Here is a 24038-nt window from a genome sequence, read left to right on the forward strand (position 1 = left end):
GGTGTATTTCCAAATTAATTTGCGTCTTTATGAGGAGCCGGCAGGCTCAACAGGACCAGCATCACGAAGATGCAGGCGAAGCCCAGGGCGTCCCAGCCGGTGAAGGGGGAGCCCAGCACCAGGGTGCTGATGATGGCGGCGGTGACGGGCTCGGCGAAGCTGTACAGACTGGCGCGCTGGGGACCGATGAGCGGCACACCGGACATATAGAGGCTGAAGGCCAGCACATTGCCCACGACCACCACCACGATGATGCCGAAAACGCCTACAGCGCTGGGGACATAGCCCATGGTCCAGGGACGGAACACCAGGTGAAAGAGGGTGCCGCCCATCAGGAACGCCCACCCCTGGAGCATGGGGGTGGGGTACTGGGCCTGCAGATTTTTGGGCCACATGGTGTAGATGACCACGGTGCCGGCACAGACAATACCGGCAAGGAGCGCCGCCGGACTGATGGCCAGGCTGGTGAAGCTGCCGTGGGTGGTCAGCAGGAAGACGCCTACCAGAGCCAGCACAATGGAACAGAGTTCAAACAGACGGGGGGCGCGGCGCTGCTGCAGGCAGAGCACCAGCAGAATCAGTACGGGGGAGAGATCCTGCAGGATGGTGGCGATGCCGGCGGTGGACAGCTGGATGGTCAGAAAGTAAAGGAACTGACAGCAGCTGACACCGGCCACTCCGTAGATCACCAGGTCGATGGCGTTGCGGGGATTCTTTTTGATGTTCCACGGATCGAACAGCGTTTTGCGGTCTTTGAAAAAGTAGAATCCGCAGAGGAGCAGCCCGGCCAGAAAAAGCCGGATGGGCACCAGCCAGGTGGAGTCCATGTTCTCCCGCGTGAAGAGATATTGCCCCATACAGCCGGATACGCCCCAGCACGCTGCGCCGCCCATGGTCAGACAGGCGCCCTTTACCCGATCAGACATCCTCGTTTTTCCTCCTTAGAATCAAAGCGGCGGCTTCCCGCAGGCCCGGAACCACCGGTGCACCGGTCTGGCGCAGCACCTCGGGCGGCTGATGCCCGGCGGACTGCAGCACGCAGTGAACACCCAGTGCCTGCGCCACCTCAAAATCGTGGGTGGAGTCGCCGATCATCACGGCGCGGTCCGGATCAAAGCCGGCTTCCCGCAGATACTGCAGCCCCAGCTCTACCTTGCTCTTGGCATAAATGTCGCCCAGGCCCAGCAGCCGGTCAAAATACCCGGCAACACGCCGCGTTTCCACCTGGTGCTGCAGCGTGGTGATGGGGCTGGCCGAAAGAATCACCTGCCGCAGCCCGGCGGCGGCAAAAGCGTCCAGGGCGTCCCGGGCACCGTCTGCCAGGGGGCAGGCTTCGCTGGCGGGGATGTAATCTTCCATAAAGCTGACGGCCAGCTCGTCAAAGCTGTCGCGGCTGAAATCAAACCCGGCGCGGGCGTAGTAGTCCTGCACCGGAAAACCAAAAATCGCCCGGTACTGATCGCGGTCGTACCGCTGGGGATAACCATAGCGTGCCAGCAGACGGTTGAGCGCGTCCACGCACAGTGCTACATCATCCAGCAGGGTACCGTTCCAATCCCACAAAATCAGTTCCGGGCGCATAGGGTGTTACCTCAGATTATTTTTCGGTAAAGATCCGCTTGAGAGCGGTGTTGGATTCAATGAGTTTGACCAGAGCCACACCCAGGACGGTGCAGCTGATCAGTTCGCCGATACCCACCGAGATGCCGTTGGTGATGCAGAGCAGCCAGACGGGAGCACTCATGGCGGTGTAATCGGTGAAGAAGAGGGTGATCTCAATGCCCACGATAACGGCATTGAAGAGTACCGGCGGCAGGGAGGCCGGAATCGCCAGACCTTTGATGCGCAGATTACGCAGGCGGTAGGTCACAAGGCAGGCCAGCAGGGTGGCGATGGTGCCGAAGATGACGTCGATGATGGTGGAGCCGAACAGGTTGGCCAGGAAGCAGCCCAGTGTCACGCCGATGATGTACTCGGCGCCGAAGACGGGCAGCAGGCAGAGGGCCTCTGCGATGCGGACCTGGACGGCACCGTAGCTGAAGGGCGCCAGCACCAGGCAGAGCACCACATAGACGGCAGCGATGACGGCGCAGCGCACCAGACGCTGGACCGAGACTTGACCATCGGTGCGGGGCAGGGCCAGACGAACGGCCAGGAACGCCGCCACAATGGCGACGACGGACAGAATTGCAATATACATACAAACACTCCGGCGGATAGATTTTGACCGCATGCCAGACCGCCAGCCTGACACCGGTTTGCGCCGCGGAAGCTGCGGCGGAGCCTAAAATCCTAAGTTGCTCAACAAAATGCTATTATAACAAAGCAAGATAACGGTTGCAAGAGGGTTTGACGCAAAAATTGACGTAAAAGGGCAAACGGGCTTGACTTTCCCACGCAAACCGTTTATAATTCAAGAGTTACAAGCCGGTGTGTTGGAATTGGCAGACGAGACGGACTCAAAATCTACTTCGTAGAATGTTGGGTGCCCTGGCAAAACCCTTGATAAATCGGCGCTTTCACAACTTCATATTTTCATTTGGTTTTAATATCCCTCCCGCACATCCCTCCAAAATCTGAGATGTGCGGGACACAAGGGAAATTAAAATATAAATGCCGGTGTGTCGGAATTGGCAGACGACCGCGACTCAAAATCGTGTGGAGAAATCCGTGTGGGTTCGAGTCCCACCACCGGCACCAGAATTTTCAGCCCTGAGCTTCACGGTTCAGGGCTTTTCTATTGCCCAATGGTCTGTACTCCCGTGTTCTCTGGGTAGAACGCCAGGATCGCATTCGCAGAAGAAACCTTGCTGCTGTAATCCAGATGGGTGTAGATGTTGGAAGTCGTTCCAATATCACTGTGCCCCAGCCATTCCTGGATTTCCTTCAAGCTGACGCCATTTGCGTAAAGGAGGCTGGCGCAGCTGTGCCCTTACGGTATAATTACGACAAACCGGAAAAGCCCCGTAGGATCAAGGGTTTTGAGGTTTTCAGTCTGATTTTTTCATCCTTTTCCAAACCGAAAAATCATACTGAAATAAGTCGAATTGCAGGAGGTGTTTCATTAACGACAAATGAATAGCAGAAAGGAACTCAAAACCTTTTGATTCCAAACACAACAGAATATTGGATTTAAGCGAAGCCGTCACTTGTTTTAAGTGGCGGCTTTTGTTGTTTCCAGGGCTGTTATGCAGGCACATGACAACACCCAATCAGAAATGAGGTGAAGTCATTGAACCCACAAATCATCGCCGTTGCCAACCAGAAGGGCGGCGTCGGCAAAACGACTACCTGCGCCAACTTAGGCATCGGGCTGGCGCAGGCCGGAAAGAAGGTGCTGCTGGTGGATGCTGACCCGCAGGCCAGCCTCACCATCAGCCTGGGCAACCCGCAGCCGGACAAGCTGCCCTTTACCCTGTCCGATGCGATGGGCCGTATTCTCATGGACGAGCCGATCAAACCCGGCGAGGGCATCCTGCACCACCCGGAGGGCGTGGACCTGATGCCTGCCGACATCCAGCTCTCCGGCATGGAGGTATCCCTAGTGAATGCCATGAGCCGCGAGACGATTCTGCGGCAGTATCTGGACACGGTGAAGGGACAGTATTCCCATATCCTCATCGACTGCCAACCCTCCCTGGGAATGCTCACGGTCAACGCGCTGGCCGCCGCCAACAGGATCATAGTCCCCGTCCAAGCGGAGTATCTGCCCGCCAAGGGCCTGGAACAGCTGCTGTCCACCATCAACAAGGTCAAGCGGCAGTTAAATCCCAAGCTCCAGATCGACGGTATTCTGCTGACGATGGTGGACAACCGCACCAACTTTGCCAAAGAGATCGCCGCCCTGCTGCGGGAGACCTACGGCAGCAAAATCAAGGTGTTCGGCACCGAGATTCCCCACTCGGTTCGAGCCAAGGAGATCAGCGCCGAGGGCAAGAGCATCTTCGCACATGACCCCGGCGGCAAGGTGGCGGAAGCCTATAAAAATCTGACGCGGGAGGTGATAAAACTTGAAAAGCAGCGCGAAAAAAGTAGAGCTGGCCTCAGTCGATGACCTGTTTTCCACCGAGGAAAGCCGCGCCGACGCCCAGCGTGAAAAAGTCATGGAAATTCCCTTGTCGGAGCTGCACCCATTCAAGGATCACCCCTTTAAGGTCAAGGACGATGAGGCCATGATGGAGACCGCCGACAGCATCCGGCAGTACGGCGTACTGGTCCCGGCCATTGCCCGCCCGGACCCTAATGGCGGCTATGAGCTGGTTGCCGGGCACCGGCGGCACCGAGCTAGCGAGCTGGCGGGTAAAGAAACCATGCCGGTGATTGTCCGCGACCTGGACGATGACCAGGCCACCATCATCATGGTTGACAGCAATTTGCAGCGGGAAAGCCTGCTCCCCAGTGAAAGGGCTTTTGCCTACAAGATGAAGCTGGAAGCTATGAAGCGACAAGCTGGCAGACCGTCCAAAGAAAATTGTTCCCAAGTTGGGAACGATTTTGGGAAGAAGTCGAGCGAGGTATTGGCTGAACAGGTCGGCCAGAGTAAAAACCAGATTTTTCGTTATATCCGCCTCACCGAGCTAATTCCCGAACTGCTGGACATGGTGGACGAGAAGAAAATCGCCTTCAATCCGGCCTACGAGCTGTCCTTCCTCAAAAAAGAGGAACAGGTGGATTTGCTGGACGCGATGGACAGCGAACAGGCCACGCCGTCGCTCTCCCAGGCCCAGCGGCTGAAAAAGTACAGCCAGGAGGGCCACCTGACCCTCGACATGATGCGGGTCATCATGGGCGAAGAAAAGAAAAGCGACCTGGACAAGATCACCTTCACCAGCGACACCCTGCGCAAATATTTTCCCCGGAGCTATACGCCCCAGCGGATGCAGGAAACCATCATCAAGCTGCTGGAACAGTGGCAGCGCAAGCGACAGCAACAGCATGAACGCTGAGAGAGGAGTTGCCTATGAGGGATATTTCAGCCCGCGAGCTGAAAGGACATAACATTTTGGCTGTGGAGCGATTTCAGGACAGCACCCGCTGGATGGTGGAGTTTGCGGTCCGCAAGCCCCGCACCCCTTACGGCAGCCCCGGCGACGAGGTGCGCCTGTTTCTCACCGAGGACGGCTACCGGCAGGCCCTGGACGCCCAGCGCAGCCAGCAGATCAAAATTAAGCGCCATGCCCACGTTGTCGAGGGGCACATCATCGACTTCAAGCCGAAGAAAAAGCGCCGCCACCCGTAAACCAACCACTTGCCAAGAAAGGAATGAACTATGTGTACCGTTAGAGACATTGAAGAAGCCATCCGCGAACACTGCCAATCCCAGCATGACATGGAAAGCACCGAGATCGACCAGGTGATGCAGCGCCTGCCCTTCGGCACCGCGCAGGATGTTTTTACCCGGCCCCCTGTGCCGAAGCCGCCGTATTCCTGGCACAGCCGGAACTACCGCACCTGACCGCCGCAGTCTCTTTGAAGATTGCGGCTTTTTTCATGCCATGAATGCCGAGAGGAGTGATGAAATGGCCGTTTTTCGTATTGAACGGACCCGTGATTATACCGTGATGAGCAACCACCACCTGCGTGATAAGGCGCTGTCTCTGAAATCCAAGGGGCTTTTGTCCATGATGTTATCTCTGCCAGAGGACTGGAACTACACCACACGCGGTCTGGCGAAGATCTGCAAGGAGGGCGTGGACGCCATCGGCGGGGCGCTGCGGGAGCTGGAAGCCGCCGGGTACATCGTCCGCCACCAGATGCGGGACCGCCAAGGACGCATCAGCGACACCGAGTATGTCATCTATGAGAAGCCCCAGCCCAAAGAGCCGGATACGCCCCAGCCGGATACGGCTTCACCAGATACGGAAAACCCGTATCTGGCTGACCCGGATACGGAAAAGCCCGCAGAATTAAATATAGAGAAATCAAAGGCCCAAAAACAAACAACGGATGTACCAAGTACCGATTCCATTCCCTTCCGGGGATTTGCGGCGGCCAGGCCGCCGGAACGGAAAGGACGGGATGCGATGTCGGTGGAAGAAATGGAGAGTTATCGGGATTTGGTGTTGGAGAACATCGAGTACGACCACCTGTGCCGGGAGTTTTCGACCTACCGGGAGGATCTGGACGAGATCGTGGAGCTGATCGTGGAAACGGTCTGCGCCAGACGCAAGACCACCCGCATTGCCGGGGCGGACTTTCCCCATGAGGTCGTGCGGTCGCGGTTCTTGAAGCTGGACAGCTCCCACATCGAGTTCGTCATGGAGTGTCTGCACAACAACACCACCGAGGTCCGCAACATGAAGCAGTACCTGCTGACCGTGCTGTTCAACGCGCCCACCACCATGAACAATCACTACACGGCCCAGGTCAACCACGATATGCACGCAGGCGGCTGGTAATGGCCGCCTTTTCTGCTGCACCGCCCAAGGAGGCACGATATGAACCAGATGGAAATTTTCAAAAACCCGGAGTTTGGGGCTATCCGCGCCGTAGAGATTGACGGAGAGCCTTGGCTGGTCGGAAAAGATGTGGCGTTAGCGTTAGGGTATAAAAATCCGCAGGAGGCGATCCGCAACCACGTTGACGCAGAGGACAAAGGGGTGAGCGAAATTCTCACCCCTGGCGGGATTCAGAAACTCCCTATCATCAACGAGTCCGGCCTGTATTCTCTGGTGTTGTCCAGCAAACTTCCCAAAGCAAAGCAGTTCCGCCGCTGGGTCACGTCTGAGGTCCTGCCCAGCATCCGCCAGCACGGGGCCTACCTCACCAGGGAAAAACTGTGGGAGGTCGCCACCTCGCCGGAGGCGCTGCTGAAGCTCTGCTCCGACCTGCTGGCCGAGCGCGAGAAGAACGCGGCGCTGCAAGCGGACAACGCCCGGCTGCAAGGCAAGGCCGTCTACTACGACCTGTTTATCGACCTGCGGCACAGCACCAACCTGCGCACCACCGCCAAGGAGTTGGAGGTGCCGGAGCGGCGCTTCGTCCGTTTCCTGCTGGAACGCCGGTACGTTTACCGCGCCCCCTCCGGCTGTGTGCTGCCCTACGCCAAGAGCGCCAACGAGGGGCTGTTCTGTGTGAAGGATTTTTGCCGCAACGGCCACACTGGCTCCTACACGCTGGTGACGCCCAAGGGCAAGCTGCACTTTGCAGAACTGCGGTCGCTGATCCTGGTGACGGTATGACAGGCCGGTATCTGCTGCGGCGGCTGGTGGTCCCGCCTTAGATTCAAGACCACCCACTGCATAACCGACGAAGGGAGGCGAGAAAAATGCAGGAGGAAGTGGAAAACAGGACTTTGACGCTGATCGTCAGCGGGACAAAGTTCACCGGGCGGCTGTTCAAGGCCGCCATATCCAAGTACATGGCCCACCGCAGGGAGAAAAAGCTGGAAAAGCAGCGCAGCCGGGATTCCCCCGTTACCCCCAAGGGCAAGCAGACGGTGAAGCAGCTCATCGGGCAGAACCAGGGCGTCTCCAACATCGAGATCAACGACCCGTCCATCCGTGATTTTGAGCGCATCGCCCGCAAGTACGGCGTGGACTATGCGGTAAAAAAGGACCGCAGCGCCTTGCCGCCCAAGTACCTGATCTTCTTCAAAGCCCGTGACGCCGACGCCCTGACGGCGGCATTCTCGGAGTACACCCAGAAGAAGGTCAAGAAGGCCGACCGCAGCGAGCGCCCGTCCGTGCTGGCGAAGCTGGCTCAGTTCAAGGAGCTGCTCAAAAATACCGTGGTGGACCGCAGCCGCCGGAAGGAGCTGGAACGATGAAGCAGCTGAATGTGAAAAAGCTGATGCTGCTGAACCTGCCCTATATCCTGCTGGGCCTGTTTGCCACCAACCTGGGGGAAGCCTGGCGGCTGGCGACCGGCGCGGATGCGTCCGCCAAGATGCTCTCGTTCTTCTCCACCCTGCCGGTGGCGCTGGCAAGCTGGTGGCCCAGCCTGCACCCACTGGATTTGCTGGTGGGGCTTTGCTGCGGCGCTGGCCTGCGGCTGGCGGTGTACCTGAAAGGCAAGAACGCCAAGAAGTACCGCCACAACGTGGAGTATGGTTCGGCCCGTTGGGGCACCCATGACGATATTGCCCCCTACATCGACCCGGTGTTCCAGAATAACGTCATTCTGACCCAAACCGAGCGGCTTACCATGTCCAGCCGCCCCAAGAACCCCAAGTATGCCCGCAACAAGAACGTGCTGGTCATCGGCGGTTCCGGCAGCGGCAAGACCCGCTTCTGGTTGAAGCCCAATCTGATGCAGATGCACAGCTCCTATGTGGTCACGGACCCCAAGGGCACCATCCTGGTGGAGTGCGGCAAAATGCTTCAGCGTGGCGCGCCCAAGCTGGGCAAGGACGGCAAGCCCATGAAGGACAAGCACGGAAAGGTCATTTACGAGCCGTACCAGATCCGGGTGCTGAACACCATCAACTTCAACAAGTCGATGCACTATAACCCCTTCAGCTACATTCACTCCGAAAAGGACATTTTGAAGCTGGTGACAACGCTGATCGCCAACACCAAGGGCGAGGGCAAGGCCGGGGACGATTTCTGGGTCAAAGCGGAGACGCTGCTGTACTGCGCGCTGATCGGCTACATCCACTACGAAGCCCCGGTGGAGGAACAGAATTTCTCCACCCTCATTGAGATGATCAACAGCATGGAGGTCCGGGAGGACGATGAGGAGTTCAAAAACGCCGTGGACCTGATGTTCGATGAGCTGAAAGAGCGGGAACCCAACCACTTTGCGGTGCGGCAATATGCCAAATATAAATTGGCTGCGGGCAAAACCGCCAAGTCGATTTTGGTGAGCTGCGGCGCCCGGCTGGCGGTGTTCGACATTGCCGAGCTGCGGGAGGTCACGTCCTACGACGAGTTGGAGCTGGACACCCTGGGCGACCGCCGGACGGCGCTGTTTTTGATTATGAGTGACACGGACGATTCCTTTAATTTCTTAATCTCCATGTGTTACACCCAGCTATTCAACCTCCTCTGTGAAAAGGCCGACGATGTGTACGGCGGGCGGCTGCCGGTCCATGTGCGGTGCCTCATCGACGAGTGCGCCAACATCGGCCAGATCCCCAAGCTGGAAAAGCTGGTCGCCACCATCCGAAGCCGGGAGATTTCCGCCTGCCTGGTCTTGCAGGCACAGAGCCAGCTCAAGGCCATCTACAAGGACAACGCCGACACCATCATCGGAAATATGGATTCTTCCATCTTCCTGGGCGGCAAGGAGCCGACCACGCTCAAAGAGCTGGAGGCCGTGCTGGGCAAGGAGACCATCGACACCTACAACACCGGCGAAAGCCGTGGGCGGGAGACTTCCCACTCGCTCAACTATCAAAAATTGGGGAAGGCGCTGATGAGCCAAGACGAGCTGGCCGTCATGGACGGCAGCAAGTGCATTTTGCAGCTGCGCGGTGTGCGGCCGTTCCTCTCGGACAAGTACGACATCACCCAGCACCCCAACTACAAGTACACCGCCGACGCCGACCCGAAGAACGCCTTTGATATTGAAGGCTATCTCAAGGCCCGGCTGAAGCTCAAACCCAACCAGGTCTGCGACGTGTATGAGATCGACGCCGCAGCCAACGAATGATGCTCCGCTGTGAAAGGAGGGGTCCTATCTATCCGCCACAACCGCCCCGCTGGGGCCATCGGCGTACAAAGCGGACGATCTCTATCAAAATAATGAAAAAGGAGGAAGGCCGGAATCAGCCAGCCCGGAAATCGGGCGGCGATTGTCCGGCTTTTGTATGCCTATGAACCATAACTAATCAATCTTTTTCAAATGATTCCGGCCAACTTTATTTATGGAATTTTTCAATCAGGCAATCACCGTTCTCCAGACCCTCGTTATCGCCCTCGGTGCCGGTCTCGGCGTGTGGGGCGTCATCAACCTGCTGGAAGGTTACGGCAACGACAACCCCGGTGCCAAAAGCCAGGGCATGAAACAGCTCATGGCCGGCGCGGGTGTCGCTATCGTCGGCATGGTGCTGGTGCCCCTGCTGTCCGGCCTGTTCACCGTCTGATCGTTACCCGCTGAAATCCTCGCCCCCTCCCGCTGTGCACGGGAGGGGCAGAAAGGAGGTTTGACACCGTATGGATTTCTTATTGGATGCCCTGACCAACTGGCTGAAGGAAATGCTGGTGGGCGGCATCATGGGAAACTTAACGGGGATGTTCGACAGCGTGAACCAGCAGGTCGCGGATATATCCGTACAGGTGGGCCAGACCCCGCAGGGCTGGAACGGCGACATTTTCAACATGATCCAGAGCCTCTCCAACTCCATCATGGTGCCGATTGCAGGCGTGATCCTGGCCATCGTGATGACGCTGGAGCTGATCCAGATGATTACCGACCGCAACAACCTGCATGATGTGGACACCTGGATGATCTTCAAATGGGTGTTCAAATCCGCCGCCGTGATTTTGCTGGTCACCAACACCTGGAACCTCGTCATGGGCGTGTTCGACATGGCCCAAAGCGTGGTGGCCCAAGCGTCCGGCATCATCGGCTCGGACGCTTCCATCGACATCTCCGCCGTCATGACCGATATGGAGTCCCGGCTGATGGATATGGACCTGGGGCCGCTGTTCGGCCTGTGGTTCCAGTCGCTCTTTATCGGCATTACCATGTGGGCGCTGTATATCTGCATTTTTATCGTGATTTATGGCCGTATGATCGAAATTTACCTGGTCACATCGGTGGCCCCCATCCCAATGGCGACCATGATGGGCAAGGAATGGGGCGGCATGGGCCAGAACTACTTGCGCAGCCTGCTGGCCCTGGGCTTCCAGGCGTTTTTGATTATCGTCTGTGTGGCGATCTACGCCGTACTGGTGCAGAACATCGCCACCGAGGAGGACATCATCATGGCGATTTGGAGCTGCGTGGGCTATACCGTGCTGCTGTGCTTCACACTGTTCAAAACCGGCAGTCTCGCGAAAGCAGTGTTTCAGGCGCACTGAGCCAGGAAGGAGGAAACGCAAAATGGCTTATGTACCCGTACCCAAAGACCTGACGAAAGTCAAAACCAAGGTCGCATTCAACTTAACCAAAAGGCAGCTTGTCTGCTTCGGCTGCGGGGCGCTCATCGGCGTGCCGCTTTTCTTTTTGCTCCGGGGGCCTGCTGGCAACAGCGTGGCGGCCATGTGCATGATGCTCGTCATGCTGCCCTTCTTCATGCTGGCGATGTATGAAAAACACGGCCAGCCCCTGGAAAAGATCATCGGCAACATCCTCAAGGTGGCCGTCATCCGGCCCAAGCAGCGCCCCTACCGCACCAACAACTTCTATGCCGTGTTGGAGCGGCAGGCAAATCTCGACAAGGAGGTGTATGACATTGTTCGCGGCAAAGACAAAGCGGCAGGCCGAACCGGCAGAGCCGCAGACCAAACCCCGGCGTAAGCTGACCCGCGCCGAACGCAAACAGATCGAGGCAGCGATTGCCCGCGCTAACCGCACGGACAAAAAAGAGCTGTCCGCCCAGGACAGCATCCCCTATGAGCGGATGTGGCCGGACGGCATCTGCAAGGTGGCGGATGGCCGCTACACCAAGACCATCCAGTTCCAGGACATCAACTACCAGCTCAGCCAGAACGAGGACAAGACCGCCATCTTCGAGGGATGGTGTGATTTTCTCAACTATTTTGACAGCTCCATCCGTTTCCAGCTGTCCTTTTTGAACCTGGCGGCGTCCCAGGAGACCTTCGCCAACAGCATCGCCATTCCGGCCCAGGGGGATGATTTTGACCCCATCCGGGTGGAGTACACGCAGATGCTGCAAAATCAGCTGGCGCGGGGCAACAACGGCCTCATCAAGACCAAGTACCTGACCTTTTCCATCGAGGCCGACAGCATCCGCTCCGCCAAGCCCCGTCTGGAGCGCATCGAGACCGATGTGCTGAACAACTTTAAGCGGTTGGGCGTGGCCGCCGAGGTTCTGGACGGCAAAGCCCGGCTGGCCCAGCTTCACGCCATCTTCCACATGGACGAGCAGGCGCCCTTCCAGTTCGAGTGGGACTGGCTGGCTCCCAGCGGCCTTTCCACCAAGGACTTTATCGCGCCGTCCGGCTTCGAGTTCCGTACCGGCAAGCAGTTCCGCATGGGAAAGAAGTACGGGGCCGTCAGCTTCGTGCAGATTCTGGCCCCGGAGCTGAATGACCGTATGCTGGCGGACTTTCTCGATATGGAAAGTTCCCTCATTGTGAATCTGCACATCCAGTCGGTGGATCAGGTGAAGGCCATCAAGACGGTAAAGCGGAAAATCACCGACCTGGACCGCAGCAAGATCGAGGAACAGAAAAAGGCCGTCCGCGCCGGGTATGACATGGACATCATCCCCTCCGACCTTGCCACCTACGGGGCCGAGGCCAAGAAGCTGTTGCAGGACCTGCAAAGCCGCAACGAGCGGATGTTCCTGGTGACGTTCCTGGTGCTGAACACGGCGGACAATCCCCGCCAGCTGGGCAACAACATCTTCCAGGCCAGCTCCATCGCGCAAAAGTACAACTGCCAGCTGACCCGGCTGGACTTCCAGCAGGAGGAAGGCTTGATGTCCTCTCTGCCGCTGGGGCTGAACCAGGTGGAAATTCAGCGGGGGCTGACTACCAGCTCCACCGCCATCTTCGTGCCGTTCACGACCCAGGAGCTTTTTCAGAACGGCAAGGAGGCGCTGTACTACGGCATCAACGCCCTGTCCAACAACCTCATCATGGTGGACCGCAAACTGCTGAAAAACCCCAACGGCCTGATTCTGGGTACGCCGGGCAGCGGCAAATCCTTCAGCGCCAAGCGCGAGATCGCCAACTGCTTCCTGCTGACTTCGGATGATGTCATCATCTGCGACCCGGAGGCCGAGTACGCGCCGCTGGTGGAGCGCCTGCACGGGCAGGTCATCAAGATTTCGCCCACCTCCACCAACTACATCAACCCGATGGACCTGAACCTGGACTATTCGGACGATGAAAGCCCGCTGTCGCTGAAATCCGACTTTATCCTGTCGCTGTGTGAACTGATTGTGGGCGGCAAGGACGGATTGCAGCCGGTGCAGAAAACCATCATTGACCGCTGTGTGCGGCTGGTGTATCAGGACTACCTCAACGATCCGCGCCCGGAGAATATGCCCATTCTGGAGGATTTGTACGACCTGCTGCGGGCGCAGGATGAGAAAGAGGCGCAGTACATCGCAACGGCGCTGGAAATCTACGTCACCGGCTCCCTCAACGTGTTCAACCACCGCAGCAACGTGGACATCAACAACCGCATTGTCTGCTACGACATCAAGGAGCTGGGCAAGCAGCTGAAAAAGATCGGGATGCTGGTGGTCCAGGACCAGGTGTGGAACCGCGTCACCATCAACCGGGCCGCCCGCAAGTCTACCCGCTACTACATCGACGAGATGCACCTGCTCTTGAAAGAGGAACAGACTGCCGCCTACACGGTGGAGATTTGGAAGCGGTTCCGAAAGTGGGGCGGCATTCCCACGGGCATCACCCAGAACGTGAAGGACCTGCTTTCTTCCCGCGAGGTGGAGAACATCTTTGAAAACTCCGACTTCGTGTATATGCTCAACCAGGCGGGCGGTGACCGGCAGATTTTGGCCCGGCAGCTGGGTATTTCCCCGCACCAGCTGTCCTATGTGACCCACTCCGGCGAGGGCGAGGGGCTGCTGTTCTACGGCTCCACCATCCTGCCCTTTGTGGACCACTTCCCCAAGAATACCGAACTGTATCGCATTATGACGACCAAACCCCAGGAAATGAAGGAGGCTGATGGACGATGAAACCCGAAATTCTGCATAACGACCACATGATGTTTCTGGACCGGGCGCTGGAAACCCAGCGCACCGCGCTCCTGACGGCGATGGCGGACGCCGTTTCCGAGTGCCGCACGGCGGCGGATCAGGCCGCTGAACTGACCGAGACCGGCGAGACCGGCCTGCTGCGGCTGGTGGAGATTCTGTGCGCCGCCAAGGTCCAGCGCGGGCAGGCCGGTGAGACTGTGCTGGAGGGCACCGAGGTCCAGATTTTGGCCGACGTAGTGGCCCAGCTCTACGCCTGCCTGACCGAGTGCCGCTTCGTGGGTCCGCTGGGGCTGGCGGCCTATGCGGAGCTTTCCAGCATGGCGGCCTCCCTCATGCTGGGGGAATGGTTTGATTAAGGAACCGCGCCTGCGCTTCACGGAGGAAGAACGGGCGGACCCGGCGCTGGAAAAGCCCATCCGCAAGGCGGAGAAGGCCGCCGTCAAAGCGGACAAGGCGCAGGCAAAAATCCCGAAAAAGCAGGTCAAACGGGCCGAGGTGGACCCCAAGACCGGCAAGGTCACGACCAAGCTGGTGCTGGAGGATAAGCCCCGGCCGCCCTCCAAACTGTCCCATACAGTGCGGGACGCGCCGGGCAACGCAGTGGCGGGCAAGCTCCACCAGGAGATCCGCAAGACCGAGGACGGTAACGTGGGCGTGGAAAGCGCCCACAAGTCTGAGGAAGCCGTAGAGACCGGCGTGCATCTGGCGAGGGAGGGCTACCGCAGCCACAAACTGAAACCTTACCGCAAGGCCGCCCAGGCCGAGCGGAAGCTGGAAAAGGCCAACATCGAGGCGCTGTTCCAGAAGTCTGTCTATGAAAACCCTGCGGCAGCCAGCAACCCGCTGTCCCGCTGGCAGCAGAAACAGCAGATCAAGAAGCAGTACGCCGCCGCCAAACGGGCCGCACAGTCCGGCGGGAGCGCCGCCGGTGCCGCCCAAAAGACCGGCAAAGCGGCCAAGACGGTCAAGGAGAAAGCCCAGCAGGCCGGGGCCTATGTGATGCGCCATAAAAAGGGCTTTGGCATCGCCCTGGGCCTATTTTTAATCGTCTGCTTGCTGCTCAACACCATGTCCTCCTGCTCCATGATGGCGCAGAGCATCGGTTCGATGATCTCCGGCACCACCTACCCATCGGATGACCCGGAGCTGGTGGCGGTGGAGGCCAACTACGCCGCCAAGGAGGCCGCGCTGCAAGCCGAGATCGACAACATCGAGAGCAGCCACCCCGGCTATGACGAGTACCGCTATGACCTGGATATGATCGGCCACGACCCCCACGAGCTGGCGGCCTACCTGTCCGCTGTGCTGCAAGGCTACACGCGGGCAAGCGCCCAGGCGGAGCTGGAACGCATTTTCGCGGCCCAATACCAGCTGACGCTGACCGAGGAAGTGGAGGTGCGCTACCGCACCGAGACCCGGACAGACAGCGAGGGCAACGAGTATGACGTGGAAGTGCCCTACAACTACTACATCTTAAATGTGACCCTCACCAGCAAGCCCATCTCCTCCGTGGCGTTGGAGCTGCTGACGCCGGATCAGCTGGAAATGTACCAGGTGTACCGGCAGACGCTGGGCAACAAGCCCCTGATCTTCGGCGGCGGGTCCGCCGACACCAGCGATTCCGAGAGTTTGGCCGGTGTGGAGTTTGTGAACGGCACCCGGCCCGGCAATCAGGAGGTGGTGGACATCGCTAAAAGCCAGGTGGGCAACGTGGGCGGCCAGCCCTATTGGAGCTGGTACGGTTTTAATTCCCGCGTGGAGTGGTGCGCCTGCTTCGTGTCCTGGTGCTACGGCCAGATGGGCCTTTCCGAGCCGCGCTTTTCGGCCTGCCAGGCCCAGGGCATCCCCTGGTTCCAGTCGCATGGACAATGGGGCGGGCGGGATTACGCCAACATCGCCCCCGGCGATGCCATCTTCTTTGACTGGGATTTGGACGGCCGGGCCGACCATGTGGGGATCGTGGTGGGCACCGACGGCAGCAAAGTCTACACTGTGGAGGGCAATTCCGGCGACGCCTGCAAGATCAAGAGCTACTCGCTGACTTATGAGTGCATCAAGGGCTACGGCCTGATGAACTGGTGATTTTTGCGGAGGTATAAAAACTGAATATTGTATCCTTTGGGGGCGGCACGAACAGTGCCGCTCTTTTAGTTGGGCTTCACCGGCACGGGATTCCCGTTGACCTCATCACCTTTGCGGACACCGGGGCGGAGCAGCCCCACACCTATCAGTTCCTTGAAACCATGAACCAATGGCTGCGGGAACATGGGATGCCGCCCATCACGGTGGTGGAGAAGATGGACCGCAGCGGCAACCGCCTGACTTTGGAAACCGAGTGCCTGCGTTCATGTACGCTGCCCTCCATCGCCTACGGCTTCAAGCGGTGTTCACAGAAGCACAAGATCGGACCGCAGGAGAAATTCTGCAACCATCACCCGCTGTGCCGCGCCGTGTGGCAGGCAGGTGGACGGGTCACGCGGTTTATCGGCTACGATGCCGGGGAGCGGAAACGGTATGAACATTCCAGAAAATTCAATGAGGCGGACAAAAAATATGAGAACCGCTACCCGCTGATCGAGGATTGGCACTGGACGCGAGACGATTGTATTCGGGCGATCCAGGAGGCGGGGCTGCCTCTGCCCGGCAAATCGTCCTGCTTTTTCTGCCCCAGTATGAAGCGCAAGGAAATCGAAACCCTGAAACGGCAATACCCCGACCTGTACCGGCGGGCGCTTGCCATTGAAGAAAATGCAATGCCCCATCTCAAGACCGTCAAGGGGTTGGGGCGCAACTACGCTTGGAAAGAGCGATATGGAATGGAGTGATTGACTATGGCTAAGAACAAAATCGAGCGCATCGACCAGGAGATCGCCAAAACTCGCGAGAAGATCGCGGAACAGCAGGAAAAGCTGAAGGCCCTGGAAGCGCAGAAAACCGAGGCGGAGAACCTGGAAATCGTTCAGATGGTGCGCGCTGTGCGCATGACCCCGGCCCAGCTGAACGCCCTGCTGTCGGGCGGCATGGTGCCCGGCCAGGCGGCGCTTCCCGCCGATCCCGAACAGGAGGACATGACCCATGAAGAATAAGAAGATTTTCAGAACCTTTGCCGCCCTTTGCATCTGCCTGATGCTGATGGGCGGTTTCTCTGTGACTGCCTTTGCCCAGGGCGCTGACCCTGCGCCCACGGCCACACCGGCTGCGGACGCCACCAACGACAGCAATGTGGTGGTGGAAGAAACCGAGGATACCCCGCCGCTGACCCCGGAAGGCAACGCCGCCCTGGTGGATGACTACGGCGGCAACAAGCAGCTCATCACCGTCACCACCAAGGCGGGCAACTACTTCTATATCCTCATCGACCGTGCCAACGAGGACAAGGAAACCGCCGTCCACTTCTTAAACCAGGTGGACGAGGCCGACCTGATGGCGCTGATGGAGGACGAAGAGACTACACAGGAAGCCCCTGCCGTCTGCAACTGCACGGAAAAATGCGCCGCCGGTGCGGTGGACACGGCCTGCCCGGTGTGCGCCGTGAATATGGCAGAGTGTACGGGCCAGGAGCCGGAACCCACCCCTGACCCGGAAACAGAGCCGGAGCCGGAACAGGAACCGGCAGGGCTGAACCCGGCGATGCTGCTGGTGGTGCTGGCTGTGCTGGGCGGCATCGGTGCGCTGGTCTACTTCAAATTCATCAAGCAGAAGCCCAAGACCAAGGGCAGCGACAACCTGGATGATTACGACTACGGCGAGGACGATACCGAACAGGAGGACGAGGACCTCTGGGAGGCCAAGGAATCCGACGAGCCGGAGGACGTTGACGGGGGCGGCGATGAGGAAAGCGAGACCCCGGCCAAATGACCCGATTTACCGACAACCCCTATGAACCCATGATGACGCGCAGGCCGGAGGGCGGGAAGGCAGCTTCCCGTCCTCCCTCTTTATCTCCCGGCCACCCCTGTTATGGCTGCGGAAACTACCGCCCCGGCCAGCCTTGCGTGGGTTTCTGCCACAAAGAGCTGACCGCGTGGCTGCGTGAAAGGAAAAAAGCAAAATGAACCCTTTTATTCAATTTCTCATTGTGTTCGACCTGATCTGCTTCGGCGTCTACTTTGGCGGCGACATCGTTTGCACGGCGCTTGCCAAGGTACGCAAAAAACCGGGCCAGAAAGACCCCTATGAATTTGAAGTGGAGGACGAACCCGCTGAACCGCCTCTGTCCATTGACGCCATCCGCCACTTGTTCCGCGGCGAGGTCCACGATTTTGTCCGAAACAAACTTCTGCCCTGCGGGCAGGAGACGCTTTCCACCTTGACCGAGCCGGAGCAGACGGCGGCGCGGTTCCTGTTCTGCGCCCTGATCGGCTATCTCAAAGAGGAAGCCCCGATGGATGAGCAGAGCTTCCCGATGGTGATGGAGATGCTGAACTACGCCGAGGGTGCGAAAGAGGACGGCGACAAGGACGTGATCGACATTCTGATGGAGGAAACCGCCGCCCGGACCCGCCAGCGCGAGGAATATTTCAGCGATTACCGCCGCTACCAGCTCATGCAGGTAGATAAGGAGCGGGTGCTGCTGGCCTGCCGGGTCATCATCAACGACCTGCTGGGAAAGCTGTACCGCTATGATTACAACGTCGGTTATGACTGCCTTCTGGACGATGGCAACAGCGTTTCCAGAAAACTGAAAAAATCCAACGAAGAAATGGAGGTTGAGGAAGATGCGCCTTGTGATCGCTGAGAAGCCCTCGGTGGCAAAATCCCTGGCCACCGTGCTGGGCGCTGCCACCCGCAAAGATGGCTACCTGGAGGGCAACGGTTGGCTGGTGAGCTGGTGCCTGGGGCACCTGGCCGGGCTGGCAGATGCCGCCACTTACAACCCCGACTATGCCAAGTGGCGCTATGATGACCTGCCGATTCTGCCGGAAACCTGGCGTTTTACCATCGCCAAGGACAAACGGGATCAGTTTGACGTGCTGCGTACCCTGCTGCGGCGGGAGGACGTGACCGAGGTAGTCAACGCCTGCGACGCCGGGCGCGAGGGCGAGCTGATCTTCCGCACGGTCTACTGCCTGGCGGGCTGCCAGAAGCCCATGAAACGGCTGTGGATCAGCAGCATGGAGGATTCCGCCATCCGGGAGGGCTTTGCACACCTGCGCCCCGGCGCGGACTATGACGGACTGCATCAGGCGGCCCTCTGCCGTGCCAAAGCGGACTGGCTGGTGGGTATCAACGCCACCCGGCTGTTTTCGGTACTGTACCACCGCACTCTCAACATTGGGCGGGTCATGTCCCCGACGCTGGCCCTCATCGTTCAGCGGGAGGCAGAGATCGACGCCTTCAAGCCGGTGCCGTTTTATACGGTGGCGCTGGACCTGCCCGGTTTTACCGCTGCCAGCGCCCGCATGGACAAGAAAGCCGATGCCGAACAGCTGAAAAACGCCTGCCAAAGCGGCACGGTGACGGTCAAACAGGTGGCGCGCAGGGACAAATCCGAGAAGCCGCCCGCCCTCTATGACCTCACCACCCTCCAACGGGACGCCAACCGCCTGTTAGGCTTCACGGCGCAGCAGACGCTGGACTATCTGCAAAACCTCTATGAAAAGAAGCTATGCACCTATCCCCGGACGGACAGCCGATACCTGACCTCGGATATGGCTGAAAGCCTGCCGGTGCTGGTGAATTTGGTCGCCAACGCCATGCCGTTCCGCAAAGGCATCGCCATTTCCTGCGATACAGCGGCGGTCATCAACGACAAGAAAGTGACCGACCACCATGCGGTAATCCCTACACGCAACATCCGGGAGGCGGACCTGTCTGCTTTGCCAGTGGGGGAACGGGCGATTTTGGAGCTGGTGGCCCTGCGGCTGCTGTGTGCGGTGGCCCAGCCCTATACCTTTGCGGAAACTGCCGTTGTTGTGGAGTGCGATGGCGCGGAGTTCACCGCCAAAGGGCGCACGGTGAAGCAGCCCGGCTGGCGGGCGCTGGACGCTGCCTATCGGGCCAGCATGAAAAGTGCGCCGGAACAGGACGGCAATTCCGAAGATAAGGCGTTGCCGGAACTGGCCGAAGGCCAGGAACTGCCGGTCGCCGGTGCCGCCGTTAAGGAGGGCAAGACTACCCCGCCCAAACACTTCACCGAGGACACACTGCTCTCCGCGATGGAAACTGCCGGGAAAGACGATATGCCGGAGGATGCCGAGCGCAAAGGGCTGGGGACGCCTGCCACCCGTGCCGGGATTTTGGAAAAGCTGGTGTCCACCGGCTTTCTGGAACGCAAAAAGAGTAAGAAAACCGTACAGCTCATGCCCTCCCACGATGCCATTTCCCTGATTACCGTCCTGCCGGAGCAGCTTCAATCCCCGCTGCTGACCGCCGAGTGGGAGTACCGGCTGGGCAAGATCGAGCGCGGCGAGCTGGCCCCGGAGGACTTTATGGCCGAGATCACCGCCATGCTGAAGGAGCTGGTGGGGACCTATCAGGTCATCAAGGGCAGCGAGTACCTGTTCACCCCGCCCCGTGAGGTAGTGGGCAGATGCCCCCGCTGCGGCGGCGAAATTGCAGAAATGCAAAAAGGCTTCTTCTGCCAGGACAAATCTTGCAAATTTGCAATCTGGAAGAACAGCAAGTGGTGGGCCGCGAAGCGTAAACAGCCCACCAAGGCCATCGTGGCGGCGCTTTTGAAGGATGGCCGCGCTCGCGTGACCGGCCTGTATTCCGAGAAAAGCGGCAAGACCTACGACGCCACCGTGGTGCTGGAGGATACCGGCCAGTACGTCAACTTCAAGCTGGACTTTGACCGGCAGAAAGGCGGCGGCAAATGAAACTGAGTTTGTATGAACAGGAAACGATTATCCTCTATAACCAGGCCGAGGCCACCGCCGAGGTCTATTCCCACGACCCGCGCCTGCTGGAAAAGCTGCGGCGGCTGGCGGAGAAATACCCGGACCAGATCGTGAAAAAGGACCGCCAGACCTTCGTGGTGCCCAAACGCTGCGTGTCGGTGCGGGAGCCGTACAGCGCCGAGCGCCGCAAGGCCGCCAGCGAACGGGCCAAGGCTGCCGGGTACAGGCCGCCCATCCCCAAAGCGGGCGGTAAGTGAGCATGGGCGAGAGCGTATTTGAAGTCGTAAAACAGTCCGTCACCGTCCGGGAAGCGGCGGAGCTTTACGGCATCGCGGTGGGGCGCAGCGGCATGGCCTGTTGCCCCTTCCACGATGACCGCCACCCCAGCATGAAGGTGGACGCCCGTTTCCACTGTTTTGGCTGCGGCGCAGACGGCGACGTGATCGACTTCACCGCCCGGCTCTATGACCTGTCCCCCAAGGAGGCCGCCGAAAAGCTGGCCCAGGATTTTGGCCTTTCCTATGACAACAAGGCCCCGCCCCGGCGAAGCTATGTCCGGCAAAAATCCGAGGCGCAGGTACGGAAAGAAAAACGGGAACACGGCTGGCGCGTCCTGACGGACTACTACCACCTGCTCCGAAAATGGGAGGCCGACTATTCCCCCAAGATGCCGGACGAGGACCCGCACCCGCGCTTTTTGGAGGCCATCCAGAAAAAAGACTACATGGGCTATCTGCTGGACACCTTTCTCGACAGCAGCACCGAGGAACAGGACCAGTGGATCGCAGAACACACCGCTGAAATTTCGGCCATAGAAGGGAGAGTGAACATCATGGCTGACAAACCCACCAACCGGGAACGGTTGCAGCAAATCACGGCGGGCATCGAGCAGGGTATCAAGGAACTGTTCGAGAGCGAAAAGTATATGCGCTACCTGTCCGTGATGTCCCGGTTCCACCGCTACTCCGTCAACAACACCATGCTCATCTATATGCAGAAGCCGGACGCCACGCTGGTGGCCGGGTACAACAAGTGGAAAAATCAGTTTGAGCGTCATGTGAAGCGCGGCGAACACGGCATTACCATCATTGCGCCCACGCCATTCAAGAAAAAGATTGAGGAACAGAAGCTGGACCCGGACACCAAGGCCCCCATCCTGGACGCAGAGGGCAAGGCGGTCATGGAGGAACGGGAAGTTGAGATCCCCATGTTCCGCCCGGTGAAGGTGTTCGATGTAAGCCAGACGGACGGCAAACCCCTGCCGGAGCTGGCGTCCACCCTGTCCGGGAACGTCCAGAACTACGAGGCTTTCATGGAGGCGCTGCGCCGGTCCGCGCCGGTGCCGCTCTCTGTGGAGCCGATGGCAGCCAACATGGACGGATATTTCTCGCCGGACCGGCAGCGCATCGCCATCCGTGCTGGCATGAGCGAGGTACAGACCGTTTCCGCCGCCGTCCATGAGATCGCCCACAGCAAGCTGCACAACTACGCTAAGGCTCAGGAGGAAGCGGTCAGGGCCGGTGACAAGGAGCCGCCCAAGAAGAAAGACCGCAATACCGAGGAGGTGGAAGCCGAGAGCATTTCCTACGCGGTTTGCCAGTATTACGGTATCCAGACCGGCGAGAACAGCTTCGGCTACATCGCCAACTGGAGCCAGGGTAAGGAGCTGCCGGAGCTGCGGGCCAGTTTGGAAACTATCAATAAGACCGCCGGTGAGCTGATTAACGACATCGACCGGCACTATAAGGTTATCTGCAAGGAGCGCGGTATTGACCTGACTGCTGCCCCGGAACCGCAGCTGGACCCTATCGAGCAGCTGGCAGCCGACATCGACCAGTTTTCTTTTGACTACGATACCTATGAATATCGGGATCAGGTGGATAATCGTGAGGATGCGCTGCGGGAACTGACCGCTACGCTCCGCAGCGGGGATGCCAGCGGTGTTCGGGACTGGCTCCAGGAATTTGCCGATGAAAATGAACCTGGAGAAGCGGTCACAAAAGCTGCCGAGCTGTTGGATCGTCTGGACCAGCTGGTGCCGGAACCTGACCCCAACCTTGTGAAAATGGCGGATGAAGCGAGGGCGATGGGCGTAGATACTGCGTGGAACTCTGATAAGGAATTCCCGGTATCCTTCGATACTGAAAGGACCCAGCCCAGCGCCGAAGCCCAGGAGGCCCTGTTGCTGGTTGATGATGCCACTTATCTTCATGTTCAGTCCTGCGACACCGGCTGGGACTACACGCTCTACGATGCAGCGACCATGAAGCAGCTGGACGGCGGCCAGCTGGATGCGCCGGAGCTGTCGCTGTCCACCGCTGCGCTGAAAATCTGTGAGATGCGCGGCATGGGCGGCCAGTCCATTCGCTATGCACCGCTGTCCATGATCGAGACCTTGCAGGAGGCGGCAATCCAACAGATGCAGGCAGCGGCTCAAGCCGCTGTGCCGGAAGTCACCCAGCTGCCGGATGCCCCGGAGCAGGCGCTGGACGAATACCCCATGCCGGACCCGGCGCTGACCCAAGACGATTTGGAAAAGTGCGGCTACCTGGACAGCGACCTTCTGCCCCTTTCCAAAGAGCGGGCCTACGAGCTGATGGCGCAGGACCTGACTGTGTACATGGTCCAGCAGGGAGAGAATCCGGCGATGGCCTTTGATACCGCCGACCTGGACGCCCACGATGGCATTTTTGCCGTCACCCGTGAGGAATGGGAGGATAGTCCCTCCTTTGATGCTCAGGTCATGGACCGCATGGACCACCAGCAGGAACGGGAGCAGGCGTTTCTCAACCACAAGGGCGATTGCTATGCCATCTATCAGGTAAAGCACACCGATGAACTGAGGGACATTCGCTATGAAGGGCTGGAATGGGTCAAGTCCATCGGGCGGACTGTGCAGCGCGATAACTACGATCTGGTCTATACTGCGCCGCTCACACCCGGCGACCTGAAAGGCAGCGTGCTGGATAATCTTGAATACCGCTTCAACAACGAACACCCTGCCGACTACCGCCACCCGTCTATGAGCGTCAGTGACATCGTTGCCATCAAGCAGGACGGCAAGGTATCCTGTCATTACTGCGACAGTTTTGGCTTTCAGCAAATCCCCGGCTTCCTGCCGGACAATCCGCTGAAAAGTGCGGAGATGACGGTGGAGGACGACTACGGCATGATCGACGGCGTTATCAACAACGGCACCAAGGAGCCGACGGTGGCCCAGCTGGAACAGCAGGCCCGCAGCGGCCAGCCCATCTCTCTCATGGATTTGGCGGCCGCCGCCCACCGGGAAGATCGGGACAAGAAGAAGTCCGTCATGGATCAGCTGAAAAGTCAGCCTAAATCCGAACACAAAAAGACAGCGCCCAAAAAGAGCGCGGAAAGGGAGATCTGAT

Annotated in this window: 24 protein-coding genes, 1 tRNA gene, 1 pseudogene and 1 riboswitch; of the genes and pseudogenes, 22 read left to right on the forward strand and 4 right to left on the reverse strand. The window is 58.9% G+C overall.

Going from position 1 to position 24038, the window contains the following annotated elements; all coding sequences use genetic code 11:
• Positions 1-14: 14 nt before the first annotated feature.
• From NQ490_RS11115 to NQ490_RS11125, 3 genes are read right to left on the reverse strand one after another with little or no spacing between them, the layout of a single operon-like run.
• Positions 15-926, reverse strand: coding sequence for a DMT family transporter (locus NQ490_RS11115; RefSeq protein ID WP_007045868.1), 912 nt, complete (start codon positions 924-926; stop codon positions 15-17).
• Complete coding sequence (locus NQ490_RS11120; protein WP_007045869.1) at positions 919-1581, reverse strand: HAD family hydrolase; 663 nt, start codon at positions 1579-1581, stop codon at positions 919-921. The genes NQ490_RS11115 and NQ490_RS11120 overlap by 8 nt, the downstream gene beginning before the upstream one ends.
• A 16-nt stretch (positions 1582-1597) precedes the next feature.
• Positions 1598-2200 carry a QueT transporter family protein gene (locus tag NQ490_RS11125; protein WP_007045870.1) on the reverse strand — a complete coding sequence of 201 codons (603 nt, stop codon included), beginning with the start codon at positions 2198-2200 and terminating at the stop codon, positions 1598-1600.
• Between the two features lie 7 nt (positions 2201-2207).
• A riboswitch (PreQ1-III riboswitch) is annotated at positions 2208-2303 on the reverse strand.
• 312 nt (positions 2304-2615) lie between these two features.
• On the opposite strand from NQ490_RS11125, the gene NQ490_RS11130 reads away from it, so the two are divergent.
• Positions 2616-2700 (forward strand) — tRNA-Leu (locus NQ490_RS11130).
• 37 nt (positions 2701-2737) lie between these two features.
• On the opposite strand, the pseudogene NQ490_RS11135 reads toward NQ490_RS11130, so the two are convergent.
• Positions 2738-2929: pseudogene (locus tag NQ490_RS11135) on the reverse strand (tyrosine-type recombinase/integrase); the annotation flags it as partial.
• A 303-nt stretch (positions 2930-3232) separates the two neighbouring features.
• Between NQ490_RS11135 and NQ490_RS11140 the strand changes: the two are divergent.
• From NQ490_RS11140 to NQ490_RS11245, 21 genes are all read left to right on the forward strand, one after another.
• The gene (locus NQ490_RS11140; RefSeq protein ID WP_040917436.1) at positions 3233-4054 is read left to right on the forward strand and encodes a ParA family protein; all 822 of its coding nucleotides are present in this window, start codon (positions 3233-3235) and stop codon (positions 4052-4054) included.
• A complete protein-coding gene (locus NQ490_RS11145; protein WP_040917437.1) occupies positions 4011-4946 on the forward strand; it encodes a ParB/RepB/Spo0J family partition protein in 936 nt (311 codons plus the stop codon). Before NQ490_RS11140 ends, NQ490_RS11145 begins: the two co-directional genes overlap by 44 nt.
• Before the next feature lie 14 nt (positions 4947-4960).
• The gene (locus tag NQ490_RS11150) at positions 4961-5239 is read left to right on the forward strand and encodes a DUF5720 family protein (protein WP_007045875.1); all 279 of its coding nucleotides are present in this window, start codon (positions 4961-4963) and stop codon (positions 5237-5239) included.
• A 30-nt stretch (positions 5240-5269) separates the two neighbouring features.
• Positions 5270-5455, forward strand: a complete 186-nt coding sequence (locus tag NQ490_RS11155) for a hypothetical protein (RefSeq protein WP_007045876.1) — start codon at positions 5270-5272, stop codon at positions 5453-5455.
• Positions 5456-5519: 64 nt separating this feature from the next.
• Complete coding sequence (locus NQ490_RS11160; RefSeq protein WP_040917438.1) at positions 5520-6398, forward strand: DUF6017 domain-containing protein; 879 nt, start codon at positions 5520-5522, stop codon at positions 6396-6398.
• Positions 6399-6437: 39 nt separating this feature from the next.
• Entirely contained in the window at positions 6438-7181 is a 744-nt protein-coding gene (locus tag NQ490_RS11165) for a BRO family protein (RefSeq protein ID WP_007045878.1), read from the forward strand.
• A gap of 86 nt (positions 7182-7267) precedes the next feature.
• Positions 7268-7768, forward strand: coding sequence for a PcfB family protein (locus tag NQ490_RS11170; protein WP_007045879.1), 501 nt, complete (start codon positions 7268-7270; stop codon positions 7766-7768).
• On the forward strand, positions 7765-9594 hold the full coding sequence (locus tag NQ490_RS11175) for a VirD4-like conjugal transfer protein, CD1115 family (protein ID WP_007045880.1): 1830 nt from the start codon (positions 7765-7767) through the stop codon (positions 9592-9594). Before NQ490_RS11170 ends, NQ490_RS11175 begins: the two co-directional genes overlap by 4 nt.
• Positions 9595-9808: 214 nt before the next feature.
• Positions 9809-10027 carry a Maff2 family mobile element protein gene (locus NQ490_RS11180; RefSeq protein WP_007045882.1) on the forward strand — a complete coding sequence of 73 codons (219 nt, stop codon included), beginning with the start codon at positions 9809-9811 and terminating at the stop codon, positions 10025-10027.
• Positions 10028-10097: 70 nt separating this feature from the next.
• On the forward strand, positions 10098-10967 hold the full coding sequence (locus NQ490_RS11185; protein ID WP_007045883.1) for a VirB6/TrbL-like conjugal transfer protein, CD1112 family: 870 nt from the start codon (positions 10098-10100) through the stop codon (positions 10965-10967).
• 22 nt (positions 10968-10989) lie between these two features.
• Entirely contained in the window at positions 10990-11406 is a 417-nt protein-coding gene (locus tag NQ490_RS11190) for a PrgI family protein (protein WP_007045884.1), read from the forward strand.
• Entirely contained in the window at positions 11336-13783 is a 2448-nt protein-coding gene (locus tag NQ490_RS11195) for a VirB4-like conjugal transfer ATPase, CD1110 family (RefSeq protein WP_007045885.1), read from the forward strand. The genes NQ490_RS11190 and NQ490_RS11195 overlap by 71 nt, the downstream gene beginning before the upstream one ends.
• Entirely contained in the window at positions 13780-14160 is a 381-nt protein-coding gene (locus NQ490_RS11200; protein WP_002576347.1) for a DUF3851 domain-containing protein, read from the forward strand. The genes NQ490_RS11195 and NQ490_RS11200 overlap by 4 nt, the downstream gene beginning before the upstream one ends.
• Positions 14153-15886, forward strand: a complete 1734-nt coding sequence (locus NQ490_RS11205; protein WP_007045886.1) for a CD1108 family mobile element protein — start codon at positions 14153-14155, stop codon at positions 15884-15886. Before NQ490_RS11200 ends, NQ490_RS11205 begins: the two co-directional genes overlap by 8 nt.
• Before the next feature lie 161 nt (positions 15887-16047).
• Positions 16048-16629 carry a hypothetical protein gene (locus tag NQ490_RS11210; RefSeq protein WP_007045887.1) on the forward strand — a complete coding sequence of 194 codons (582 nt, stop codon included), beginning with the start codon at positions 16048-16050 and terminating at the stop codon, positions 16627-16629.
• Between the two features lie 6 nt (positions 16630-16635).
• A complete protein-coding gene (locus NQ490_RS11215; protein WP_007045888.1) occupies positions 16636-16890 on the forward strand; it encodes a DUF4315 family protein in 255 nt (84 codons plus the stop codon).
• Positions 16880-17662: a DUF4366 domain-containing protein gene (locus NQ490_RS11220; RefSeq protein ID WP_007045889.1), complete on the forward strand. Its 783-nt coding sequence runs from the start codon at positions 16880-16882 to the stop codon at positions 17660-17662. Before NQ490_RS11215 ends, NQ490_RS11220 begins: the two co-directional genes overlap by 11 nt.
• A 193-nt stretch (positions 17663-17855) precedes the next feature.
• Positions 17856-18542 carry a hypothetical protein gene (locus tag NQ490_RS11230; RefSeq protein ID WP_007045891.1) on the forward strand — a complete coding sequence of 229 codons (687 nt, stop codon included), beginning with the start codon at positions 17856-17858 and terminating at the stop codon, positions 18540-18542.
• Positions 18523-20625 (forward strand): type IA DNA topoisomerase, encoded by a 2103-nt coding sequence (locus NQ490_RS11235; RefSeq protein WP_007045892.1) that lies wholly within the window; start codon positions 18523-18525, stop codon positions 20623-20625. Before NQ490_RS11230 ends, NQ490_RS11235 begins: the two co-directional genes overlap by 20 nt.
• Complete coding sequence (locus NQ490_RS11240; RefSeq protein ID WP_007045893.1) at positions 20622-20903, forward strand: hypothetical protein; 282 nt, start codon at positions 20622-20624, stop codon at positions 20901-20903. Before NQ490_RS11235 ends, NQ490_RS11240 begins: the two co-directional genes overlap by 4 nt.
• 2 nt (positions 20904-20905) lie before the next feature.
• Complete coding sequence (locus NQ490_RS11245) at positions 20906-24037, forward strand: LPD16 domain-containing protein (RefSeq protein ID WP_007045894.1); 3132 nt, start codon at positions 20906-20908, stop codon at positions 24035-24037.
• Position 24038 lies beyond the last annotated feature (1 nt).

It is taken from the genome of Subdoligranulum variabile (assembly GCF_025152575.1).
In the GTDB taxonomy this organism is placed as follows: Bacteria; Bacillota; Clostridia; order Oscillospirales; family Ruminococcaceae; genus Gemmiger; species Gemmiger variabilis.